Annotated in this window: 18 protein-coding genes; 5 read left to right on the top strand and 13 right to left on the bottom strand. The window is 37.0% G+C overall.

Annotation, left to right across the window (positions count from 1 at the left end):
* Positions 1–38: 38 nt before the first annotated feature.
* The 3 genes from cysN to OW492_RS01460 all read right to left on the bottom strand — a co-directional run bounded on the left by cysN (position 39) and on the right by OW492_RS01460 (position 3,871).
* The gene (gene cysN, locus OW492_RS01470) at positions 39–1,448 is read right to left on the bottom strand and encodes a sulfate adenylyltransferase subunit CysN (protein ID WP_290037949.1); all 1,410 of its coding nucleotides are present in this window, start codon (positions 1,446–1,448) and stop codon (positions 39–41) included.
* Between the two features lie 46 nt (positions 1,449–1,494).
* The gene (gene cysD, locus OW492_RS01465; RefSeq protein ID WP_290037948.1) at positions 1,495–2,403 is read right to left on the bottom strand and encodes a sulfate adenylyltransferase subunit CysD; all 909 of its coding nucleotides are present in this window, start codon (positions 2,401–2,403) and stop codon (positions 1,495–1,497) included.
* Positions 2,404–2,740: 337 nt separating this feature from the next.
* The gene (locus OW492_RS01460) at positions 2,741–3,871 is read right to left on the bottom strand and encodes a site-2 protease family protein (RefSeq protein ID WP_290037946.1); all 1,131 of its coding nucleotides are present in this window, start codon (positions 3,869–3,871) and stop codon (positions 2,741–2,743) included.
* Between the two features lie 158 nt (positions 3,872–4,029).
* Here OW492_RS01460 and OW492_RS01455 point away from each other — a divergent pair, with 158 nt between their 5' ends.
* Together OW492_RS01455 and OW492_RS01450 are read left to right on the top strand one after the other, a co-directional pair.
* On the top strand, positions 4,030–4,389 hold the full coding sequence (locus OW492_RS01455; protein WP_290037945.1) for a DUF2750 domain-containing protein: 360 nt from the start codon (positions 4,030–4,032) through the stop codon (positions 4,387–4,389).
* A gap of 88 nt (positions 4,390–4,477) precedes the next feature.
* Positions 4,478–5,083 (top strand): RNA methyltransferase, encoded by a 606-nt coding sequence (locus tag OW492_RS01450; RefSeq protein ID WP_290037944.1) that lies wholly within the window; start codon positions 4,478–4,480, stop codon positions 5,081–5,083.
* 156 nt (positions 5,084–5,239) lie between these two features.
* Here OW492_RS01450 and OW492_RS01445 read toward each other — a convergent pair whose 3' ends face one another.
* Positions 5,240–6,619 carry a PhoH family protein gene (locus OW492_RS01445; RefSeq protein ID WP_290037943.1) on the bottom strand — a complete coding sequence of 460 codons (1,380 nt, stop codon included), beginning with the start codon at positions 6,617–6,619 and terminating at the stop codon, positions 5,240–5,242.
* A gap of 278 nt (positions 6,620–6,897) precedes the next feature.
* Here OW492_RS01445 and OW492_RS01440 point away from each other — a divergent pair, with 278 nt between their 5' ends.
* Together OW492_RS01440 and OW492_RS01435 are read left to right on the top strand one after the other, a co-directional pair.
* Complete coding sequence (locus OW492_RS01440) at positions 6,898–7,200, top strand: DUF496 family protein (RefSeq protein ID WP_290037941.1); 303 nt, start codon at positions 6,898–6,900, stop codon at positions 7,198–7,200.
* Between the two features lie 146 nt (positions 7,201–7,346).
* Positions 7,347–8,108, top strand: coding sequence for a 4'-phosphopantetheinyl transferase superfamily protein (locus tag OW492_RS01435; protein WP_290037939.1), 762 nt, complete (start codon positions 7,347–7,349; stop codon positions 8,106–8,108).
* A 62-nt stretch (positions 8,109–8,170) separates the two neighbouring features.
* Here OW492_RS01435 and OW492_RS01430 read toward each other — a convergent pair whose 3' ends face one another.
* From OW492_RS01430 to OW492_RS01415, 4 genes are all read right to left on the bottom strand, one after another.
* Positions 8,171–8,464, bottom strand: a complete 294-nt coding sequence (locus OW492_RS01430; protein ID WP_290037937.1) for a PilZ domain-containing protein — start codon at positions 8,462–8,464, stop codon at positions 8,171–8,173.
* 243 nt (positions 8,465–8,707) lie between these two features.
* Positions 8,708–9,109 (bottom strand): thioesterase family protein, encoded by a 402-nt coding sequence (locus tag OW492_RS01425; protein WP_290037935.1) that lies wholly within the window; start codon positions 9,107–9,109, stop codon positions 8,708–8,710.
* Between the two features lies 1 nt (position 9,110).
* Positions 9,111–9,569 (bottom strand): low molecular weight protein-tyrosine-phosphatase, encoded by a 459-nt coding sequence (locus OW492_RS01420; protein WP_290037932.1) that lies wholly within the window; start codon positions 9,567–9,569, stop codon positions 9,111–9,113.
* 22 nt (positions 9,570–9,591) lie between these two features.
* Positions 9,592–10,158, bottom strand: a complete 567-nt coding sequence (locus OW492_RS01415) for an elongation factor P hydroxylase (protein WP_290037931.1) — start codon at positions 10,156–10,158, stop codon at positions 9,592–9,594.
* A gap of 93 nt (positions 10,159–10,251) precedes the next feature.
* On the opposite strand from OW492_RS01415, the gene pdxH reads away from it, so the two are divergent.
* Entirely contained in the window at positions 10,252–10,905 is a 654-nt protein-coding gene (pdxH, locus tag OW492_RS01410) for a pyridoxamine 5'-phosphate oxidase (protein ID WP_290037929.1), read from the top strand.
* Between the two features lie 16 nt (positions 10,906–10,921).
* On the opposite strand, the gene OW492_RS01405 is transcribed toward pdxH, so the two are convergent.
* The 5 genes from OW492_RS01405 to OW492_RS01385 all read right to left on the bottom strand — a co-directional run bounded on the left by OW492_RS01405 (position 10,922) and on the right by OW492_RS01385 (position 16,874).
* Positions 10,922–11,890 carry a Solitary outer membrane autotransporter beta-barrel domain gene (locus tag OW492_RS01405; protein ID WP_290037927.1) on the bottom strand — a complete coding sequence of 323 codons (969 nt, stop codon included), beginning with the start codon at positions 11,888–11,890 and terminating at the stop codon, positions 10,922–10,924.
* Positions 11,891–11,923: 33 nt separating this feature from the next.
* The gene (locus tag OW492_RS01400) at positions 11,924–13,324 is read right to left on the bottom strand and encodes a cobyric acid synthase (RefSeq protein ID WP_290037924.1); all 1,401 of its coding nucleotides are present in this window, start codon (positions 13,322–13,324) and stop codon (positions 11,924–11,926) included.
* 93 nt (positions 13,325–13,417) lie between these two features.
* Positions 13,418–14,470, bottom strand: a complete 1,053-nt coding sequence (gene aroG, locus OW492_RS01395; protein ID WP_290038326.1) for a 3-deoxy-7-phosphoheptulonate synthase AroG — start codon at positions 14,468–14,470, stop codon at positions 13,418–13,420.
* Positions 14,471–14,561: 91 nt separating this feature from the next.
* Positions 14,562–15,809: a molybdopterin molybdotransferase MoeA gene (gene moeA, locus OW492_RS01390; protein ID WP_290037923.1), complete on the bottom strand. Its 1,248-nt coding sequence runs from the start codon at positions 15,807–15,809 to the stop codon at positions 14,562–14,564.
* A 114-nt stretch (positions 15,810–15,923) separates the two neighbouring features.
* On the bottom strand, positions 15,924–16,874 hold the full coding sequence (locus tag OW492_RS01385) for a LysR family transcriptional regulator (RefSeq protein ID WP_290037921.1): 951 nt from the start codon (positions 16,872–16,874) through the stop codon (positions 15,924–15,926).
* Positions 16,875–17,003 lie beyond the last annotated feature (129 nt).

The following is a 17,003-nucleotide window of genomic DNA, read 5'->3' as shown; positions in this document are numbered from 1 at the left end:
AGAAGTCAGTATCACTGACTGCTGATCACTTTTTAGAATTACCCTTTCAGGATATCTTTTGCTTCCCAATGTGGGAAATGCTTACGTACTAGTGCATTGAATTCAACTTCAAAATCACTGTAAGCTGTTTTTGGCGCAGCTTTAGCTTCAATTGCTTGTTTAATCATACCCGCACCAACTGTAGCATTAGATAAACGGTCGATAATGATGAAAGCACCAGTAGCTCGATTTGATGAATAAGCATCAAACTGTACTTCTTTTGCTACTTCAAAATTACAACTACCGATCTCATTTAGACCCAGTTTAGAAGCAGGTTTTTGCTCAATAGTGTTTACATCTGTTTGGTAGTTAACAGAAGTTACTGTACCAACTGTTGAGTTACTCCCCACTTTAATAATGTATTCACGGTCAACGTGTAATGCAGTTTCATCCATCCAAACTACGTCAGCTTCAAAGTTCTTAGTTGACTGAGGTTTTTCATGTGGACGAACAATCATATCACCACGGCTGATATCAATTTCATCTTCAAGCGTTAATGTAACTGCCATACCTTGGTATGCTACTTCTAAGTTACCGTCAAAAGTAACGATCTCTTTTACTTTACTTTGTTTACCTGAAGGTAAAGCTTCGATGGTATCACCAACACGAATTTCACCAGAAGCAATTGTGCCTGCAAAACCACGGAAATCTAAGTTTGGACGGTTAACATATTGAACACCTAGACGGAACTGTTCGTTATCATCGCTAGTAATTTGAACTGTGTTCAATAAACGTAATAATGGCGAACCAGGATACCAAGTCATATTTTCGCTTTGGTTTACAACATTGTCACCTTTCAGTGCAGAGATTGGCACAAAACGTATATCAGCAATATTTAACTGTTTAGCGAACTCACGGTAATCGTCTTTAATTTTTTTGTAAACTTCTTGGTCATAACCTACTGCGTCCATTTTATTGATAGCAATAACAACGTGCTTAATGCCCAATAAAGAACAAATGTAAGAGTGACGACGAGTTTGTACTTGTACACCGTGACGCGCATCGATTAGGATGATCGCTAGGTCACAAGTCGACGCACCTGTCGCCATGTTACGCGTGTATTGCTCATGCCCAGGTGTATCTGCAATGATAAATTTACGTTGCTCTGTTGCAAAGTAACGGTAAGCAACATCAATAGTAATACCTTGCTCACGCTCAGATTGTAGACCATCAACTAATAATGCTAAGTCAAATGATTCATCTGTTGTGTTGAACTTCTTAGAATCTTTTTCGATAGCAGCCATATGATCTTCAAAGATCATTTTGCTATCAAATAATAGACGACCAATCAGAGTTGATTTACCGTCGTCTACGCTACCACAGGTAATAAAACGCATCATGTCTTTGTTTTCATGGACACGTAAATATTCTTCGATATCCGATGCGATTAGATTTGTATCGTTAGTCATGTTTTTTCCTTAACTCTTTATAGGATCGGGTTATTTAAGCTATGGCCTAAAAGTAACCTTCCATTTTTTTCTTTTCCATCGAACCAGCAGAATCGTTATCGATTACTCGGCCTTGACGCTCAGAGGTCGTTGTTAATAACATCTCTTGAATAATTTCTGGTAATGTCTTCGCTTCAGACTCAATCGCACCTGTTAATGGGTAACAACCTAGTGTACGGAAACGTACATTTTTCATTTCAGGTACTTCACCTTCTTCAAGTGGCATACGCTCGTCATCAACCATGATCAAAGAACCATCGCGTTCAACAACTGGGCGAGGAGCAGAGAAGTACAGAGGCACCATTTCAATTTGCTCTTGGTAGATGTACTGCCAAATATCAAGCTCAGTCCAGTTAGAAAGTGGGAATACACGAATACTTTCGCCACGGTCTACTTTAGAGTTATAGATGTTCCATAATTCTGGACGTTGGTTTTTTGGATCCCAACGGTGTTTTTTATCACGGAAAGAATAAACACGTTCTTTTGCACGAGACTTCTCTTCATCACGACGGGCGCCACCAAATGCAGCATCAAAACCGTAATGATCTAAAGCTTGCTTAAGGCCTTGAGTCTTCATTACATCAGTATGCTTAGCTGAACCATGTGTAAATGGCCCCATGCCCATTGCAATACCTTCAGGATTTTTATGAACTAATAAATCAAAGTCGTATTTTTTTGCAAGATTATCACGGAATTCAATCATTTCTTTGAATTTCCAATCTGTATCAACGTGTAATAGCGGGAAAGGAATTTTACCTGGGTAAAAAGCTTTACGCGCAAGGTGCAATAACACAGACGAATCTTTACCGATTGAATACAACATTACTGGGTTATCAAACTCAGCGGCTACTTCACGCATTATTTGAATTGATTCAGCCTCAAGTGCCTTAAGGTGAGTTAGTCTTTTATTGTTCATGTGTTTCCTTACAAAGTCACAAGATATATATAATTTTCTCTATTATGCAGTGTTATTTAATAAAAATCAGTAACGAAATTAGATAGTATATAGAAAATTGTTATAAGGACGTGCCTTTGTTTAATTCATTGAAAAAAGAAAAGTTTATTTAAAACTACTCTTTAATTACTTTGTGTATAGAGCAATTAAAGACAGCTAATAGTGATATTTTGCGTTCAAAGAGTTAATCATTCTTATCCATATTAGTGTCGCATGATTAAACAGCAAAAAATAGTCAAAGATTAGTTTCATATAAAACAGATAAGTTCAATTAACTATTGATTGCTATTAGCTTATATTAACTACCTAAAATGATTAGTGGTAACGATAATAACTGGTCACCTGATTTTGCAAAGTAAAAAATAATCGCAATCAAAGCCCCTACAGTGAGAAAATACCATGCACTTGAAAACAATTGTCCGTATCTGTCCAAGGGTAGCAAATGGCTATTAAATCGAGTTCGCCACTCTAAAACAATTTCAACACTGCCTATTAATAGTAAGAAGCCCAGTAATGCGAGGCCGAAATGATAACTTACTAGCACTCCAACTAAAGCAGTTATTACACAAGCTAATAGCCCCACTAAGCTATTCATTGAAAAACTAATACTTTTTAATATGTGTCCACCATCTAAAGGTAAAATAGGTAACAGATTAAATAGATTTAACAATGCATTAAATGTCGCTAAACCGGCAAAGAAAGGACTGTCTGTTAGCCAATATACAATTAAACACAATATCGACATGAACAAACCAAATGTTGGTCCCATGATCGAAATAACAACATCTTGCCAACGCGTATTAATTTTTTGGTCGGTGACCGCTAATCCACCAATAAATGGAATCAGGTAAATACCTTTAGTTTTCATTCCAAAATATTTCATGGCTCGAATGTGCCCATACTCATGAAAAACTAGGCAAGCGATCAATGCTAACGCAAATTGAAAAGAGAAAAACCAACTGTAAGCTGCAATACTTGCACCCGCTAGAACGACCTTGATAATCTTCGCGCTTTTAAATAGCTTTAATGCTAAAGATCCCAAGCCAAGTAAACTTAGTTTTTTAGGCTCTTGTGTGATTTTAACCGGTGTCTGTTGTTCAATATCCTTTGCATTTCTGGTTGTTTCTTCGATGAGTTTGTCGTCTACAAATAATGAATAAGACACCAAAAATGGCTGCCAAATAACATAAACATCTAGTTGACAGTCAATAGCAAGTTTCTCGGGGATAGCATCTGCTTGCCCCACTTCACCGGCTTTTATGGTTTGTTGTTGAAAGAGTTGAAAATAATGTGTGGTATTTCCTTGGGCTGATTCACTGGCAGTAATCTGTGATACTAATTGATCGCCCCAATATAGCTGCTGCCACCCAGCCATTGATGCCTCTAACCTAAGTATTTTACCAAAATGTTGTATCTGTAATAATTCCATGATTTTTCCTTTTAAGTCCTTTTAATTATGACAGAATTAAAAACAACTAACTATCCGATGATTTCATCAAATGGTCACTATTTCTGGCTTTCAATTATTAGCTTAACCCGTATACTTAGCTTTTTTAATTCCACCCCTTACTTAATAGAGAGAAAACCATGACTGAAAATGTTGCTGCATTAGAAAAATTTCAAGATGATGTCAAAGAAAGCCAGCTTTTATGGGCTTTACAAGATAAAGCAAGCGGTGATTGGGTGGTAATGGACTCAATGAATTACGAAGAAACAGAAGTAATGCCTTTATGGTCTTCAGAAGCATTAGCAAAAACACACTGTATCGAAGAATGGGAAGATTATGCACCCGCTTCTATCTCTCTAGCAGATTGGTTTGAGTTTTGGTTAGAAGATCTAGTAGAGGACGATGTAATTGTCGGTCTTAACTGGGTTGGTGAAGAAGATGATATCGAACTTGGTTTATCAGAGTTTACTGAAGCACTTGGTCAAATAGAAGCACTATAAACTTACTTAAAGATTAAAGGCATGTGCACCACAGAAGCACATGCCTCTAGCACATTTGAAATCACTTTTATTATAACGTTAAAATACTATGCCAGAAAATAAAACGGAATCACCAACGACTTCACGTACCATTATTGCCCTCACAAACCCTAAGAGCTCATCTAATGTTGGCGGTGCAATGCGTGCGGCCGGTTGTTACGATGCACAAAAGGTTGTCTACTCTGGTGATCGTTTTAATCGTGCTGTACGACTAGCCGCAGATACCCAAAAAGTCCATGAAATTGTACCACTGGTTCATTATGAAGAGCTATTAGACGCATTAGAGCCCGGTATGAAATTAATCTGTGTTGACTTAATAGAAGGTGCAATCCCTTTACCTAATTTTGTACATCCAAAAAATGCGATGTATTTGTTTGGACCAGAAGATGGCACTATCAAACAAAAAGTGATCAATAAAGCTGACGCAGTGGTATATGTGCCAACCATTGGTTGCATGAACCTAGCAGCTTCCGTTAATGTGGTTATGTACGATAAATTAGCGAAATCTCAACAGCACCAGTTAGACAATGAGTTAATTAAAAAAAGTCGAGATCGTAATAATAAGATTAAAGTAAAAGCTTTAAAGTATGAAAAAAATAGAATTAAAGAAGACAAAAGAGTTATTCGACAGGCGGCACTAGAAAAAGAATCATAAGCAAAGCTTCAACATTATTACAGCTATTTGAAATGCACTGTTTAATTGCTATCAAAGACAAATTGTTATAGTTAATATTACTAACAAAAATTTGCTTTCTGTGGCTTTCACCTTAATAAGATGAAAGCCAACTATTTTAAGTTAACTCTGTTTAAATTATAAGTGCTCTTCAGCATACTCAGCAAGTCGACTTCTAATAACACCATTAAGGAATATATTTGCACTTCCTTCAAAGTCTTTAAAGCGTTCCACAATATAGGTTAATCCGGAAGTTACAGGCGTTAAATAGTTACTATCGATTTGTGCTAAATTCCCCGAACAAACAATTTTAGTCCCCTCTCCGCATCTTGTGATAATCGTTTTGAGTTGAGAAGCCGTTAAATTTTGGCATTCATCTAATAATACGAAACTGTTTTGAATACTGCGCCCTCTCATAAAGTTAACTGATTTAAATTGAATATTAGCTTTATCCATAATGTAATTAACTGAGCTACTACTACAGTTGTCATTTTTGTGTAGTACTTCTAATGTGTCTGTCACTGAGGCTAACCAGGGCATCATTTTTTCTTCTTCTGTTCCTGGTAAAAAACCGATATTTTCTGCAATATCTGGTGTGTTACGCGTCACAATAATTTTGTCATACTGCTTTTGTTCGATGACTAGCTCCAGTGCCGCAGCCACTGCTAATAAGGTTTTACCACAACCAGCTGGACCAGTAAGGACAACTAAATCAATACTAGGGTCAAGTAATGCATTAATGGCCATACCTTGATAAATGTTTTTAGGTGTTACCCCCCAAGCTTGTTGTCCCATGATGCGATCGTAACCAATATCAAGTAACTCTACTCCGTCAATAAATTGATCAGTAATTTTACCTACAAAGTCATGATTCTCATCGAGAATATACTGGTTAGGATAAGGTTGTTTAATTAAGTCAGTTTTTAACTGATGAAAGGTATCTTCGCCACGATTGAAGGTTTCACACTCTTTAATCGTATCCCAAAAGTCCCCTTCTACTTGTTGATAACCTTTACTTAATAAATCAACATCGTCGATCAGTTTATCAGTACGATAATCTTCTACATATTTTAGTCCTGCGCCTTTCGCTTTTAAACGCATATTAATATCTTTAGTGACGAGAACAACTTTTGACGGGGCTTTGCTTTGTTGAAGATAGAGGGCGGCGTTGATGATTCGGTTATCGGGCTCGTCCTCACTGAAGGACTCTTGAAGAAAGGAAGCATGGTGGTCAGCAAAAATTGAAATGGTACCACCTAATAACACGCCCTTATGGTCTATTTCCACCCCCTGTGATATTTGCTCAGTGCTAGCATCTTGGAAGAGTTTTTCTAAACACCGAATCGCCACTCGGGCATCTCGGCTAACATCTTTTTGCCGATCTTTGATACGGTCCAATTCTTCTAAAACGGTCATCGGAATAACAACATTGTGCTCTTGGAAGGAGTAAAGTGCTAATGGCTCATGTAATAAAACGTTTGTATCTAAAATGTAGAATTTGCGTTCGGCTTCTGTCATGAATAACTCCTCTATTGAAAAAATATTGCTGTTGCATTTTTTATATAAACAATAAGTTATGTCACTTTCATTACAACCATTACATTTACAAGAATAACCGTCAAGTCAAAGTTTCCGTCATTTATCGGTGAATTTTGAAAAAATGTGTTTCGTAAATAATCAGCGTGCGTATAATTGAATCAATGATACAAATCAGCAATTTAATCATTATATGAATGTTCAAAGCAGTTCATTGTTGGTTTAAAGTAAGTAAGACTATCAATCAAAAGGTGTGATAAATGAGTACAGTTCTTGAATTAGTAAAAAACACGCGTCGTAAAAACAAGTTAAAACGTGAAATCATTGATAACGAGAAAAAAATCCGTGATAACCGTAAACGTGTCGACCTATTAACCAACTTACTTGAGTACATTACACCAGCGATGACTCATGAAGATATCGTTAATATTATTAAAAACATGCAATCTGATTATGAAGATCGTGTTGATGATCACATTATCACTGGTGCAGAATTATCAAAAGAGCGTCGTGAAGTGAACAAACAAATCAATTCATTTAGACGTCCAGATGCGACTAAATAGTTAGCAAATACGCGTTATTTTTGAATTCAAAAACAATGAAAAAAGATAGCTAAGCTATCTTTTTTAGTTTTTAGCAAACCAAACTACTACTTAGTAATACCGAGTAAACCGACTTTCATTAGGATAAATAAAAGATAGGGAAAATAGTGAATTCAACGCCTTCATCCTTTTCACAGTTACAGCATGATCATATCGATCTGTGGTCAATTTCACCAAAGCAATTAAATGATTCAGAGTTAAAATACCTCAAATCTTTGATTACAGATGAAGAACAAACCAGGATCGCAACATTTAAAAGTAGTAGCGCACAAAAAACATCACTGGTATCACGAGCAATGTGCCGACTAGTATTAAGTCAATATATCAACATCCCTGCCCAGGCCCACCAATTTTCCCGTAATAAACATGGAAAACCTGGTTTATTAAAGAACTCTACACAGCTTCAATTTAACCTAAGCCATAATGAGGATTTAATTATTATGGCTGTTTCTGTTAAAGATGAGGTTGGTTGTGATATTGAAAATCCGACACGTAAGGTCAGCATTGAACCCATTACTAGAAGGTATTTTTCAACGCAAGAACATGCGATGTTAATGGCTAAACAAGGGCAAGCTCAAAATGCATCCTTCTTTAAAACATGGACGTTAAAAGAAGCATTTGTTAAAGCGACAGGGGTAGGCATTAAGTTAGGTTTAGACTCATTTTATTTTTTGTATGACGATAAAGATAATAAACAAAATATCCAAGTCTGTTTTAATGAGCATTACCCATTAAATATCGAACAACCTTGGTATTGTTTCCATGACCAATTTCAACAACAATCATTTGCTTTATGCAGAGCAACAAAAACACTACAAAAAATATGTTATTTAGATGCGGCTCAATTGATACCGGTACCTAAACGATAGAGGATAGTCTTTGTTTATGCATCATATTAGTGATGCATCCATACAGATTTTTAATCTGTCACTTATTTTAATTCAACAAATTCGACTGCCGCAGAAAAGCCGCCTTGCTCACCCTCAGTAACACGTAGTAATTTAGCTACAGCATGCAAAGGTAGAAACCGGTTATCCTTTGTATCTAACAAGATCTCAACATGATCATCTGTACATAAACCAGTATCATTAAAAGTAATACGCATTCCTGTACTACTCAAATCATTACACGTCCCTTGATAAGAAAAACCACCTTTATGGATCTCTATCGGTAGATTTATCTCCATACGATGGAATGAACGTTTTTCATTTTGTGCATAATACATAAGATTCCCTCTTCAAAAGTCATAATAAAATGACTTATTAGTAACATATTTGCAAGTGTGGCTAACTTATTTTATGGCAATCTGAGTGTGATATAACATTTCTCAGTTATTCACAACAGTTGAGGTTGATTAAACCAATTTGGTGCGCAGAAAAATGAGATTTAAACTAACTAAAAAAGCAGCTTTATTCCTTAGTTAATATTACACGGAACGAATATTAATAATAAAATAAACATGCATAAATCAACTTGCTAATAAACTAATGATATCTTCAGGCATGGGTTGTAATTGCTTATTTTTGTCTAAACAAACCATCTCTATATCACCAATTACTGCAGGCCTCGTTGAATTAGGGCGCCATACTTCCTGTCGCCAAATAGTTTTATACTTTCCATCGATCACAAAGCTGGTACGAATATCGCAGATTTCTGAAAACTCAACACCATCTTGAAAAGTCATATTCGCTTTATATACTGCAAAACCTAAACCTTGTTCTTTCCATAACTTGTCCAAGCGCTGACTATCAATAACGTGCTCTCTAGCACGTTCAAAATACTTTAAAAAATTTGGGTGATATACCACACCAGAATGATCTGTATCTTCATAATAGATTTGTACTGGGTGATGATATATTTTATTTTCCATCTTAATCTGAACCTATTTTAACTAATATGTTTTCACTGGCTTTTTCTAATAAATCTAATACTAATTCAAAGCCTTGGTCGCCACCATAATAAGGGTCAGGAATCACCTGCTCACCTAGACCAGCAAATGCTAGAAACAAGTCTATTTTATATTGGTATTGTGCTGGACAGCGCTTAAGTAAATCTTGTTTATTTTCTTGATCAGCTGCAAGAATGTAATCAAACTCAGAAAAATCCTCTGCTATTACACCTCTAGAGCTGATCCCAGAAAATGAGTATCCACGTTTCTCACCGGCTGCTATTGCCCTAGTGTCAGGTTTATTCCCCTGATGATAATTAATCGTACCAGCAGAATCGACCTGTAAATTAATTCCCTGATTAACAGATTTAGTTCTCAACACGGCTTCAGCAGTTGGTGATCGACATATATTACCTAAGCATACAATCAAAATTTTTTTCATGTGTTGTTCTCTACTGTTAAAGTTAATCAACTAATTGATACATACCTTGGTATGCAAAGTCGTCAATTTTCAGCGTAGGCGTTTGATAGGCATTCTGTAAAGCTTGCATCAATTTCTGCGTACGCTCAGATACGCCATTATCTAATAATGTTAAGACTTTCTGATACACTTTTTGCTTAAAACCCAAACGATTAATTACAATACCACTCAGGTTATCACTACTGACATCAAAATGTGCACCACAACTTGCTGTCAGTAACCATTCAATAGCTTGTGGTAATACTTCTACTTTTTCAAACTCAACTTGTCGCTGCTCATCTCGTCCATCAGGCTCATACCAATAACCATAATCAAGTTGTTGTCGTCTTTGCTCGCCAGCCACTAGCCAATGTGAAATTTCGTGTAATGCACTTGAAAAGTAACCATGTGCAAAAACAATTTGATGGTGTGAGCAACGACTGTTAGCGGGTAAATAGACTGGCTCATCTCCACCTAATACTAACTTGGTGTTGTATTGTTGGTAGAACTGGTCATTAAAGATTTGGATAAGATCTTCACTAGAAAATTCAGTTTTTGATACGTGTAACATGTAATAAAAATCTCATAAAACAATATGATCGACAAGGCTAAATACAAATTATACACTTCCCTTTATGTTCAATCTAACTAATAAAGATAAACCATGTCATTACTGAGCAAACTTCGTTGTGCATTCACCTTAGGTCAAGGTGTATTAATCGAAAATAAAGCACTAATCACCACCAAAGATCCAATTCAATTCTTTAACACTTGGTTAAAGGAAGCTGAAGATACTGGTGTAGTGTTACCTGAATCTATGTCTGTATCAACTTGTACAGTAGAAGGACGCCCCTCATCACGTATGGTGCTATTAAAAGAAGTCGACCAGGAGGGATTTGTATTTTTTACCAACTACGGTAGCCGTAAAGCTGGCGAATTGGAAGAGAATCCATTTGCTGCACTATTATTTCACTGGAATATTCTACAACGACAAGTACGTATCGAAGGTAAAATCGAACGTGTTAGTCATGCTGAATCTGAAGCGTATTTTCATTCTCGTGGACGAGGGAGTCAAATTGGTGCTTGGGCATCAAAACAAAGCCAAGTCTTAGATGAAAGACAAACTTTAGTTGATAGTGTGAAGTATTACGAAGAGAAATTTGCAGGTCAAACAGTGCCTTTACCAGATTTTTGGGGAGGATATCGAGTCATTCCTGAAAAAATTGAGTTTTGGCAAGGTAAAGCAGATCGTTTACACGACCGCTTCACTTACACTAAATCAGGACAAGATTGGATAATTAATAGATTAAACCCCTAGTACCTAGTGTCGTACTTTATTCATTCCAATAAAGTACGACAGTTGCGCCACTGATTGAACTGCCATAATTTACTGATACACCAATCCCGATATTATCTAAAAATGGAATTTGATTATTAGTATCAATCACCCAGCCGACACTCGTTTCATAATAATACCCATCATCAGCCATCGCCTCTAAGTCGCCAAACAGATCAATTCTTCTAAAGTCGATGGTTAAAAAATCGTTTACGCCCCATAATTCAGGTACTCCAACAGTAAACTCGACACCATTAGTGATACGCCAACCTTCAGGGTTGACACTATATTTATCATTAATGGTACCTGCAAAACTTTGACCGTATATGTAATTGGTTTTATTATGTGCTCTCCAGGTTCCCCACTCTTCATCTCGCTCATAACCGATCCCTACTTCAGGCTCAGTAATTACTGCCCACGCGCTAATATTTAGGGTATTGCCATCTAATTCATCAATAGCATCTTCAGGAAAACCATCGCCATAATCATAGTCGTTGTTGTAATAAGTAAGATGGAACCCTAACGCGGACGTTACGTACCAGTTATCAGTCACATGATAAAACTGCGAATAATTACCATAGATCCCCATAGTCTCTTGTTTAGCAGTATCGTCAACACCTGCATAAATTTCACTATCACTTTCGGTATTAATGTAAAAGGCACGAACAGTAATGGCATGGTCCCAAGCTTCGCTCTTAGGCTCTAAATCCCAGGTGTAAGGAATAACGAATACATTTAGGCTATTTTTATAATTTGACGAGTCTTCATCACCAAAACCAGGATCATCTGATTCGATATCAAAGTTAGTAAAACCAAATGTTAGCGCTTCACTGTCAGACATGAGTGTTGAAATAGCAAAAGACTCTTCAATAGAGTCCAAGGCACTTTCTGCCGCACACATAGGAATACTGACAAATGAACTCAATAAAAATAAATAAATTGAGTAATTTTTATGATTACGAAACAAGCATCCCTCCTTTATTTAAAATCTTTTAACACGTTATAACCAACCATGTTGTTCAAACATATCTGCCAATCTATCTAATTCTTTATCAATATGTGTTTTCCAATTGATGCCATTTTGCGCAACGCCGAGTTGCTCCATAAACCAGTTATAAAAAACAGCATTATCAAATAAACCATGCAGATAAGAAGTATAGATATTTGCTTGTTGCCAACCTATATCCGCATCAATAAAAGGCGTAACACTATCATTTAATAGCACACTTTCACCATGATGAATTTCATAAGCGTCTATTGTTTGACCTAACCAAGCTAATTTACGTTGTTTTGTGGCTTTATTGTGTGCCAAAGTAGTACTTAAATTGATTACACCTAATCCCTTCTTATCACCATCTTCTAGCGATAATGGATCATTGATCTGACAACCAAGTATTTGCAAGCCACCGCATATACCTAAGGTTAATTTACCTGATTGACTAAATTTAATGATTTCACTGTCTAAACCTACTTCCCGTAAAAAACCTAAACTTTTACCACTATTTTTACTGCCTGGTAAAATAATTGCATCAAACACTGATAAGTCTTGATGTTTCTGGACCGGAACTAAATTAATATCATCTTGATAGGTAAGTGCATCAAACTCATCCATATTAGAGGCGTAGGGATAATAAATAAGTGCAACATTAATAGCACCATATTGCCATGTTGTGCCTAATCTAAAACTATCTTCTTCTGGCAAGTGATGACGATGATAAGGTAAGTTAGCAACCGTTGGTATACCGGTTTTTTCTTCTAACCAATCCATCGCATTACCTAATAAACTAGGATCACCACGGAATTTATTTAATACAAAACCTTTAATGAGTTTTTGCTCTTCTTCTGCTAAACAAGCCCAAGTTCCTAATAAATGGGCAAAGGAGCCGCCTCTATCGATATCAGACACGAGGTAAACATCAGCTTGGCATGCTAAAGCGACACTCATATTAACAATGTCCCCTTCACGAAGGTTTATTTCCGCAGGGCTGCCAGCACCTTCAATCACCACTTGCTCATAGTGTGCTTGGAGCTCGGTTAACGCCGTTAACACTTTAGGCCAAATTAATTTTTTTCTCGCCATCCAAGGCATATTCGATATAGCAGTATCGACTTTGCCATTAATGATTACCTGGCTATAGGTTTCTGCGCTAGGCTTTAATAAAACAGGATTCATCAGTACTGAAGGTGTAGTTTTAGCAGCAATCGCTTGAAGGTATTGCGCACGACCAATTTCAGCCCCATCTTCAGTGATCGCTGCGTTATTACTCATATTTTGCGCTTTAAAAGGAGCAACATTGATACCACGATTTGTTAATAAACGACAAATGGCTGTCACAATCAGCGACTTTCCTGCATCACTGGTGCAACCTAATACCATTATCGGCTTTTTATTTACTGTCATTATTTTAGTTAATCCACATCTTACAGCATGTTAATAAGACAAAAAAAAGCACCGTTTACACAGTGCTTTTTCTAAACTGAAGTTCAGTTAAGCTTAACCGCGACGCGTTGCCACTGCTTCAGATAATTGTGCAAGTAATGTTTCAGTTGCATCCCAACCAATACACGCATCAGTAATGCTTTGACCGTATGTTGGAGCAACACCTTCACATAGATCTTGGCGACCTTCCACTAAATGACTTTCAACCATCACACCTGAAATAGCTTTATCACCACCAGCAATTTGACCGCATACGTCATCAAGTACTTTCATTTGGTTTTCAAATTTCTTTTCAGAGTTGGCGTGGCTGAAATCGATCATTAATGTTTCAGCAAGACCTGATTTTTTAAGATCAGTTTTAATCGCAGCCACATGCTTAGCACTGTAGTTAGGCTCTTTACCGCCACGTAAAATGATATGACAATCAGGGTTACCTGCCGTTTCAACAATCGCACTGTGGCCAAATTTATTAACAGATAAGAAATGATGAGAAGCGTTAGCCGCACCAATCGCATCTACTGCTACTTTAATAGTACCGTCAGTACCGTTTTTGAAGCCAACTGGACAAGATAGACCAGAAGCTAATTCACGGTGAACTTGTGATTCCGTGGTACGCGCGCCAATTGCGCCCCAAGACATTAAGTCAGCAATATACTGTGGCGTGATCATATCTAGGAACTCAGTCGCCGCTGGTAGGCCTTTTGAATTAATATCTAATAAAAGTTTACGAGCTGTACGCAGACCTTTATTAATGTTGAATGTACCGTTTAACTCAGGGTCATTAATTAACCCTTTCCAACCAACGGTTGTACGCGGTTTTTCAAAGTACACACGCATAACTACTTCTAATGTATCTTTATATTTTTCACGTAATGCGACTAATTTGTCAGCATAGACAAGTGCAGCTTCTGTATCGTGAATTGAACAAGGACCGATAATCACTAATACGCGATCATCTTTGTTGCTTAATATGTTACTGATTGCAGTGCGAGAATCAGCGACTGTTTGGCTGACTGAATCTGTCGCTGGAAATTTTTCTAGTAAAGCAATAGGGGGTAATAGTTCTTTAATCGCTGTAATTTTCAAATCATCTGTTTTAATCATAATATATCCTGAGCACACCGTTGTGCCTAATAGTTAATTTCTAGTTTTCTTGTTTATTATATAAATATTCTGTTTAAGCGACTTTGCTTACCCATTAATCCATTAAATGGCTATACGGTTCAATCTCTACCGTTTCACCTTTTGCAATATTGCCTCTGTCTTGTTCCAGAACAATAAAGCAATTTGACTGACTCATTGAGCTAAATACACCAGAACCTTGATTTCCAGTGGTTGTAACAACTAGCTGCCCCTGTTCATTAACAGAGTAGTTACCACGTTGAAAATCTGTTCTTCCAGGTGCTTTGCGCAATGCATCGTTACATACTGCATTCAAGCGTAATGCTGGTTTTACTAGCTCACCGCTCATTTTCGCCATTGCTGGCACTGCTAATTGGTATAGTGTCACGATAGCGGAAACGGGATTTCCTGGCAACCCAAAAAAGACACTGTTTTGAAGCTTACCAAATGCAAAAGGTTTTCCCGGCTTAATAGCAAGTTTCCAAAAACCAATTTCACCTATTTCATTTAGTACTTCTTTAATGAAATCAGCCTCTCCAACGGAAACCCCACCACTAGTGATCACAACATCAGCTTGCTGATCTGCTTTAATAAGCGTTTCTTTTATCTCTCTATAGTCGTCTTTAATAATGCCAAAATCAATCACTTCGACATTTAAACGCGATAGAAGCCCTATAATACTATATCTATTGCTATCGTAAATCTCACCTTGTTCTAACTTAGAACCTAAAGGTCTTAGTTCGTCACCCGATGATAAAACAGCTACTTTAAGTTGACGATAAACAGGTAACGTATCGATACCTAAAGAAGCTAACAAAGGAATATCTCGAGGGGTCAATTTATGTCCTTGTTTAAGTACAGTTTGACCTACGCTTAAATCTTCACCTGCAAAACGTACATTACTATGTAGCTTAGGGGTTTCAACAAATATGATGTTATCCCCCTCAGCTTGAGTTTGCTCTTGCATTACAATACAGTTTAATGATTCAGGCAGGACAGCCCCAGTCATAATCCTAATGCACTGCCCTGGTTGTATATCACCGGTAAAAGGAACACCTGCAAAGGATTTGCCTACTTGTTTTAATGTAATTGGATTCTCCGATGAACAAGCCGCTAAGTCATGGCGATCTAGTGCATATCCATCCATCGCTGAGTTATTAAATGGAGGTACATTCTGTTGTGAAATAATATCCTGACTCAAGGTATAACCTAATGCGTCAGATAACGGTAATGTCATTGACCCACACACATTACTTAGCGTTATTTGCATTCTATCTATGGCCTCGGCTAAAGGCATTAAACCGGGTACATCACAACAACTCATATCGATTACTCTTTCATTATTGGTTAAATTTTTATTGTGCCTGTTTATTTCAATTCTGCAATGGTGTTTATTACTTATCATGGTGGATTAATGACACCTAAATAGCGGAAACAATTAACTGTCTTTAAGTGATATTTTTGAAGAAAGAGGGACTGCGGTTTTGATCCCATTTAAATTGCTAAAGCAACTTTCTACAGCAGTGCCGATAAAATCTTCAATGAAGGCGAGTGACTTTTGATCTTCTCGTACTGCTGCATATAAGGTTTTCCAAACGCCCTCTTTACCTAGTCGACGAGCAACCACATAATCCTTTTGCAAATACTCAAATAACGCCCAATTTGGTAAAGCAGCAACACCTCGTCCACTCGCCACCAACTGCAACATCATTAATGTCATCTCAACTTGGCGTATTTTTGCGGGCATCACACCTTCAGGCATTAAAAATCCGTTAAAGACATCTAAACGCTCTTTTTCAACCGGATAAGTGATCAATGTTTCTTCTTGTAGATCTTCAGCATCAATAAAGGTTTTACTCGCTAACGGATGATGTCGGCTCAAGGCTAACATTGATTGATAACTAAATAGTGGAATATAACAAATTCCCTCAATAGATTGGGGATCCGATGTGACCACCAAATCTAGATTGCCACGTTTTAAAGCAGGTAAAGGTAAAAAGCTAAAACCACTTGAGAAATCCAGTTCAACTTCAGGCCAGCTGTCTCGAAATTTATCAATCGCAGGCATTAACCATTGAAAGCATGAATGGCATTCAATGGCCATATGTAAACGGCCAGCATCACCCGATGAGAAACGAGATAGGTCGCGCTCAGCTTGTCGCACTTGAGGTAAAACTTGCTCAGCTAACTCTAATATTCTAAGCCCTGCAATGGTAAAGCGTATTGGTCGAGATTTACGAATAAACAAAGAGCAATCTAAACGTTGTTCCAACTCCTTTAGTTGGTGAGATAAGGCAGACTGAGTTAAATGCAATTGCTTAGCTGCTTCTACTAAACTTCCTGCTTTATTTAGTGTTGATAATGTTTTTAAGTGTTTAAATTCAATCATAATTACCTTACCAGCCGAAATAGATGATTATTCCATACAAGTTAATTTTATTCATATTAATGTTAATTTAATTGAATTTAATTAATTATTAAAGAATAACATCATGATTTTGAGTAAATCATCTTCACT

It is taken from the genome of Psychromonas sp. 14N.309.X.WAT.B.A12 (assembly GCF_030397575.1).
GTDB lineage: Bacteria > Pseudomonadota > Gammaproteobacteria > Enterobacterales > Psychromonadaceae > Psychromonas.
Note: the sequence above shows the minus strand (reverse complement) of the source record. Positions and strands in the feature narration are given on the sequence as shown.

Bases quoted from the DNA above. Each gene is read 5' to 3' on its own strand.
- OW492_RS01420 (WP_290037932.1), bottom strand. From the start codon at position 9,569: ATGAAAAAAATTTTGATTGTATGCTTAGGTAATATATGTCGATCACCA.
- OW492_RS01430 (WP_290037937.1), bottom strand. From the start codon at position 8,464: ATGTATTATGCACAAAATGAAAAACGTTCATTCCATCGTATGGAGATA.
- OW492_RS01415 (WP_290037931.1), bottom strand. From the start codon at position 10,158: ATGTTACACGTATCAAAAACTGAATTTTCTAGTGAAGATCTTATCCAA.
- cysN (WP_290037949.1), bottom strand. From the start codon at position 1,448: ATGACTAACGATACAAATCTAATCGCATCGGATATCGAAGAATATTTA.
- OW492_RS01425 (WP_290037935.1), bottom strand. From the start codon at position 9,109: ATGGAAAATAAAATATATCATCACCCAGTACAAATCTATTATGAAGAT.
- OW492_RS01455 (WP_290037945.1), top strand. From the start codon at position 4,030: ATGACTGAAAATGTTGCTGCATTAGAAAAATTTCAAGATGATGTCAAA.
- OW492_RS01385 (WP_290037921.1), bottom strand. From the start codon at position 16,874: ATGATTGAATTTAAACACTTAAAAACATTATCAACACTAAATAAAGCA.
- OW492_RS01460 (WP_290037946.1), bottom strand. From the start codon at position 3,871: ATGGAATTATTACAGATACAACATTTTGGTAAAATACTTAGGTTAGAG.
- moeA (WP_290037923.1), bottom strand. From the start codon at position 15,809: ATGAGTTGTTGTGATGTACCCGGTTTAATGCCTTTAGCCGAGGCCATA.
- cysD (WP_290037948.1), bottom strand. From the start codon at position 2,403: ATGAACAATAAAAGACTAACTCACCTTAAGGCACTTGAGGCTGAATCA.
- OW492_RS01445 (WP_290037943.1), bottom strand. From the start codon at position 6,619: ATGACAGAAGCCGAACGCAAATTCTACATTTTAGATACAAACGTTTTA.
- OW492_RS01400 (WP_290037924.1), bottom strand. From the start codon at position 13,324: ATGACAGTAAATAAAAAGCCGATAATGGTATTAGGTTGCACCAGTGAT.
- pdxH (WP_290037929.1), top strand. From the start codon at position 10,252: ATGTCATTACTGAGCAAACTTCGTTGTGCATTCACCTTAGGTCAAGGT.
- OW492_RS01440 (WP_290037941.1), top strand. From the start codon at position 6,898: ATGAGTACAGTTCTTGAATTAGTAAAAAACACGCGTCGTAAAAACAAG.
- OW492_RS01450 (WP_290037944.1), top strand. From the start codon at position 4,478: ATGCCAGAAAATAAAACGGAATCACCAACGACTTCACGTACCATTATT.